A 5,559-nucleotide genomic window follows, 5' to 3' on the forward strand; every position below is an offset into this window, starting at 1 on the left:
GTGGGGGGTTGTGGGGTATGGTGGCCGAAGTGTTTGGGTGAGAAGCAAGTTGGAGGTGCCCCAGTGTTTCTCGGCACCTACACGCCCAAGCTCGACGACAAGGGGCGGCTCACGCTGCCGGCCAAATTTCGCGACGCACTGGCAGGGGGGTTGATGGTCACCAAGAGCCAAGACCACAGCCTCGCCGTCTACCCGCGGGCGGAGTTCGAGCAGCTGGCGCGCCGGGCGAGCAAGGCGCCGCGCAGCAACCCGGAGGCGCGCGCGTTCCTGCGCAACCTCGCCGCCGGCACCGACGAACAGCATCCCGACGGACAGGGCCGGATCACTCTGTCGGCCGACCACCGTCGTTACGCCGGCCTGTCCAAGGACTGCGTGGTGATCGGCGCCGTCGATTACCTCGAGATCTGGGATGCGCAGGCGTGGAACAACTATCAGCAAATTCATGAAGAGAACTTCTCCGCGGCCAGCGATGAAGCACTCGGCGACATCTTCTGAGGTGCATGCCTGTGCACCGTGGTCTCTGCCCGAACCGACCCTGGCGTACTTCCCCAACGCCAGGTGCGTCTCGGACAGGGGCCTCGGTGCACGGACATCACGGCAAGCAGCCCCTGGCGGCCTGAGCGGGAGAGGTGTCGCGGTGCCTGACTCCGATTCCGGCGCAAGCGATTTCGGACATGTCCCGGTCATGGCACAGCGGTGTCTCGACCTGCTCACCCCGGCGCTGACCCGACGCCACTCCGACGGCGCCGACGCGGTCCTGGTCGATGCCACACTCGGCGCGGGCGGGCATGCCGAGCGGTTTCTGACGGAACTGCCGGGCCTGCGCCTGATCGGACTCGACCGCGACCCGAGTGCTCTGGACATCGCCCGCGACCGGCTGGCCCGCTTCGGTGAGCGGGTCACCCTGGTGCACACGCGGTACGACGGCATCGCCGCCGCGCTCGACGAATGCGGTTACGGCACAGTGGAATCGGTCGACGGAATCCTGTTCGACCTCGGGGTGTCGTCGATGCAACTCGACCGCGCCGAGCGCGGCTTCGCCTACGCCAAAGACGCGCCGCTGGACATGCGGATGGACCCATCCTCTTCGCTGACGGCGGCGGACATCGTCAACACCTACAGCGAGGCCGAACTCGCCGACATCCTGCACCGCTACGGCGAGGAGCGGTTCGCCCGTCGCATCGCCGCGCAGATCGTTCGCCGCCGCGCCCGTACCCCGTTCACCTCGACCGGCGAGCTGGTGGCCCTGCTCTACGAAGCGATACCGGCCCCGGCGCGGCGCACCGGCGGGCACCCGGCCAAGCGCACCTTCCAGGCGCTGCGCGTCGCCGTCAACGACGAACTGGAATCCCTGCGCAACGCCGTTCCCGCCGCACTGGAGGCACTCGTGCTGGCCGGCCGCATCGTGGTGATGGCCTACCAGTCCCTGGAGGACCGCATCGTCAAGCGTCTGTTCGCCGACGCCACCGCCTCCCGGACACCGCCGGGCCTCCCGGTGGAACTTCCCGGCCACGGGCCGCTGTTCCGGTCGCTGACTCACGGAGCGGAGAAAGCGGACGCGGCCGAGGTGGAACGCAACCCGCGCAGTGCCCCGGTCCGGTTGCGGGCCCTGCAACGAATCGAGCACGCGAGGGGGAAGGCACAGGCATGAGCACAAAGCGCGAGGCAACGAAACGCCGCGAGAGCGAGCGTCGCGGCCGGCGAGCCGCCGCCGCTCGTCCCGGCACCATGGACGCACCGGCGCGCCGGGGTCGGGGCCGATCCGGGAAGCCGCCGGCGCCCAGCCGTGAGGCCCGGGTCACGCGGTCCGGTCCGCAGACCAGCCCGATGACCCGGCCGGTCGACCGGCCGGCGCGCGCCAAGAACACCAGTCAGGCCAAGGCCCGGGCGAAGGCGCGGAAGGCCAAAGCGCCCAAAGTCATTCGGCCCAAGCTCACCGAGCGACTGGCCACCAGGATCAGTCAGATCGATCTGCGGCCGCACACCCTGTTGAGCAGGATCCCGTTCGTGGTGTTGGTCATCGGGGCGCTCGGCATCGGGCTGGGCCTGACCCTCTGGTTGTCCACCGATGCCGCCGAGCGTTCCTACAAATTGAGTGACGCCCGCGAGCGGACCCGCATGCTGCAGCAGCAGAAGGAGGCGCTCGAACGCGATGTGCGGGAGGCGGAGTCCGCGCCGGCACTGGCCGAAGCGGCCCGCAAGCAGGGCATGATCCCTACCAGGGACACCGCCCACCTCGTTCAGGCGCCCGACGGCAACTGGGTCGTGGTCGGCACGCCGAAACCGGCGGATGGCATTCAGCCGCCACCCCTGAACGCCAAGCTGCCCGACGAGGCACCGCCGGCACCGCCGAAACCGGCTGTGACTCCGCCGGAGGTGGCGGTGCGGGTGCTGCCGCCGTCCGGTGACCCGACTCAACCGGGCCGGGGCGGCCCGCAGGTGCTGCTTCGCGGGCCCGACGGTTCGGCGACGCTGAATCCCGGCCTGCAGTCGCCGGTGCCGGGTCAGGTTCCCACCGCGCCGGGTCAGGTTCCCGCGGTGCCGGGTCAGGTTCCGGCGGTGCCCGGGCAAGTCCCCGCAGTGCCGGGACAGATCCCCGCGGCACCGGGCCAGGCCGCGACCGTTCCCGGTCAGGTGCCGACCGCGCCGGGTCAGCTGGACGTGCACGGGCCGTTGTTGTCCTTCCCCGATCAGATGCCGGCTCAGTTGCCTCCACCGTTGCCGCCTGCGGCGACGGTGCCCAACCCCCTGCACGATGCACCGGCGGCTCCGGGAGTCCCGGCGCCACCGCCGGCTAACACCGAACAACCCGCTCCCATTGCACCCCCAGCACCCCCAGCGGCGCCGGTCGTCCCGGGGATACCGCGATGAGTCGCGGCGAACCGGGGCGCGAGCGTCGTCGGCCGCGCGAGGACCAGGGTCCGGCCAAGCGCCAGCGCGACCGGTCCGCCGCCGACGTACCGGGAGCCAAGCGGTCCCGGAAACCCAAGGGGGCCAACAAGTCTCGCGCCACATCACGGCCTGAGATGGGGCACTCGGCGACCCAGCGACGCACCCGGCAGGTGGTGGAGGTGACCAGCCGCGGTGCGTCGTTCGTCTTCCGTCACCGGGCGGGCAACGCCGTGATCCTGGTGCTGATGGTGGTGGCCATCACCCAGCTGTTCTATCTGCAGGTGTCCAACGCCTCGGAACTCAACGCACAGGCGGCCGGTCAGCTCAAGGTCACCGACGTCGAACGGGCGATCCGCGGCGCCATCATCGACCGCCACAACGACCGGCTCGCATTCACCATCGAGGCGCGCGCACTGACCTTCCAGCCCAAGCGGATTCGCCAGCAGCTCGAGGACGCCAGAAAGAAAGTCCCGAGTGCCCCCGACCCGGACCAGCGGCTGAAGGACATGGCCAAAGACGTCGCGGGCAAGCTGAACAACAAGCCGGACGCCGCCACCCTGCTCAAGAAGCTGCAGAGCAACGAATCGTTCGTGTACCTGGCCCGTAACGTGGAACCGGCCATCGCCCACGCCATTTCGGCGAAGTACCCCGAGGTCGGTTCGGAGCGTCAGGATCTGCGTCAGTACCCGGGCGGGTCACTGGCCGCCAACATCGTCGGCGGCATCGACTGGGACGGCCACGGGTTGCTCGGCCTCGAAGACTCGCTGGACGCCATGCTGGCCGGCACCGACGGTTCGGTGACCTACGACCGCGGCTCAGACGGTGTCGTCATCCCCGGCAGCTACCGCAACCGGCACAAGGCGGTCCACGGTTCCACCATCCAGTTGACGCTCGACGACGACATCCAGTTTTACGTCCAGCAGCAGGTGCAACAGGCGAAGAACGTGTCGGGAGCCCACACCGTCTCGGCGGTAGTGCTGGACGCCAAGACCGGCGAAGTGCTGGCCATGGCCAACGACAACACCTTCGACCCGTCGCAGGACATCGGGCGCCAGGGCGACCGGCAACTGGGCAACCTGCCGGTGTCCTCGCCGTTCGAACCCGGGTCGGTCAACAAGATCATCACCGCGTCCTCGGTGATCGAGTACGGCCTGTCCAACCCGGACGAGGTGTTGCAGGTACCCGGGACGATCAACATGGGCGGCGTCACCGTGCACGACGCCTGGGACCACGGCGTGATGCCGTACACGACCACCGGTGTCTTCGGAAAGTCCTCCAACGTCGGAACACTGATGCTGGCGCAGCGGGTGGGCCCGGAGCGCTTCTACGACATGGTCCGCAAGTTCGGGCTGGGCCAGCGCACCGGCGTCGGTCTGCCCGGTGAGAGCGCCGGCCTGGTGCCCCCGATCGACCAGTGGTCGGGTAGCACCTTCTCCAACCTTCCTATCGGACAGGGCGTTTCGATGACGCTGCTGCAGATGGCCGGCATGTACCAGGCCATCGCGAACGACGGGGTGCGGATCCCGCCGCGGATTCTCAAGGGAACCATCGCCGCCGACGGCTCGCGCACCGACGAACCGCGTCCGGAGGGCGTCCGGGTGGTCTCGGCGCAGACCGCCCAGACCGTGCGGCAGATGCTGCGCGCGGTGGTGCAGCAGGATCCGATGGGTTACCAGCAGGGCACCGGACCGGCCGCCGCGGTACCGGGCTATCAGATGGCCGGCAAGACCGGCACCGCCCAGCAGATCAACCCCGGCTGCGGTTGCTACTTCGACGACGTCTACTGGATCACCTTCGCCGGCATGGCCACGGTCGACAACCCCCGTTATGTCATCGGCATCATGATGGACAACCCGCAACGCAACGCCGACGGCACTCCCGGGCACTCCGCGGCACCCCTGTTCCACAACATCGCGGGCTGGCTGATGCAGCGGGAGAACGTGCCGCTGTCGCCCGATCCGGGACCGCCGTTGACGCTGCAGGCGATGTAGGGCGGGCCGCAGCTCATTTCGCTGAGTGGATCTATGGGTTTCGGCGAAAACCCACCCGAATTCCCGTGGACTTTGCATACTGTCAACCGCCTAACCCGTGGCCAGGCAGGAGATGTCGGATGTCGTTTGTAATCGTTACCCCAGAACTGCTGGAGACGGCGACGCAGCAATTGGCGCGTCTCGGGACCTCGTTGCACAGCGCCAATGCCGCTGCGTCGGCGACGACCACCGAAATCCTGTCAGCCGGTGCCGACGAGATCTCGGCGGCGGTCACCGCGATCTTCAGCGGTCACGGCATGCAGTACCAATCGTTGAGTGCCGTCGCCGCGCAGTTTCACCAGAGCTTTATGCAGACGCTCAATGCGGCCGGTGGCGCGTACGCGGCGGCGGACGCGGCAAGTGCTTCGCCGTTGCAGGCAGTGCAAGACGGCGTCCTGAGTGTGGTGAACGCGCCGACTCAGGCGCTGTTGGGCCGTCCGCTGATCGGGAACGGCGCGAACGGCACGGCGGCCAACCCCAACGGTGGGGCCGGTGGCCTGCTGATCGGCAACGGGGGCAACGGGTTCAGCTATAAGAGCGGGCTGAACCTGCAGAACGGTGGCAGTGGTGGCGCGGCAGGATTGATCGGTAATGGTGGGGCGGGTGGGGCCGGCTTCCGCGGCGGGGGGGGCGGGGC

Annotated in this window: 5 protein-coding genes; all 5 read left to right on the plus strand. The window is 68.7% G+C overall.

The window, feature by feature from the left end:
* The first annotated feature begins 63 nt into the window (after window positions 1-63).
* The gene (gene mraZ / locus AO501_RS09670) at window positions 64-495 is read left to right on the plus strand and encodes a division/cell wall cluster transcriptional repressor MraZ (RefSeq protein WP_055577515.1); all 432 of its coding nucleotides are present in this window, start codon (window positions 64-66) and stop codon (window positions 493-495) included.
* Window position 496: 1 nt separating this feature from the next.
* Window positions 497-1,651: a 16S rRNA (cytosine(1402)-N(4))-methyltransferase RsmH gene (rsmH, locus tag AO501_RS09675; RefSeq protein WP_156452440.1), complete on the plus strand. Its 1,155-nt coding sequence runs from the start codon at window positions 497-499 to the stop codon at window positions 1,649-1,651.
* Window positions 1,648-2,871: a hypothetical protein gene (locus AO501_RS09680; protein ID WP_055577517.1), complete on the plus strand. Its 1,224-nt coding sequence runs from the start codon at window positions 1,648-1,650 to the stop codon at window positions 2,869-2,871. Before rsmH ends, AO501_RS09680 begins: the two co-directional genes overlap by 4 nt.
* A complete protein-coding gene (locus AO501_RS09685) occupies window positions 2,868-4,883 on the plus strand; it encodes a peptidoglycan D,D-transpeptidase FtsI family protein (RefSeq protein WP_055577518.1) in 2,016 nt (671 codons plus the stop codon). The genes AO501_RS09680 and AO501_RS09685 overlap by 4 nt, the downstream gene beginning before the upstream one ends.
* A gap of 119 nt (window positions 4,884-5,002) precedes the next feature.
* On the plus strand, window positions 5,003-5,559 hold a 557-nt coding region (locus tag AO501_RS09690), incomplete at its 3' end, for a PE family protein (RefSeq protein ID WP_156452439.1).

Source organism: Mycobacterium gordonae (genome assembly GCF_001417955.2).
Taxonomy (GTDB): domain Bacteria; phylum Actinomycetota; class Actinomycetes; order Mycobacteriales; family Mycobacteriaceae; genus Mycobacterium; species Mycobacterium gordonae_B.

Coding starts and splice junctions, on each gene's coding strand:
- AO501_RS09680 (WP_055577517.1), top strand. CDS start 1,648: ATGAGCACAAAGCGCGAGGCAACGAAACGCCGCGAGAGCGAGCGTCGC.
- AO501_RS09685 (WP_055577518.1), top strand. CDS start 2,868: ATGAGTCGCGGCGAACCGGGGCGCGAGCGTCGTCGGCCGCGCGAGGAC.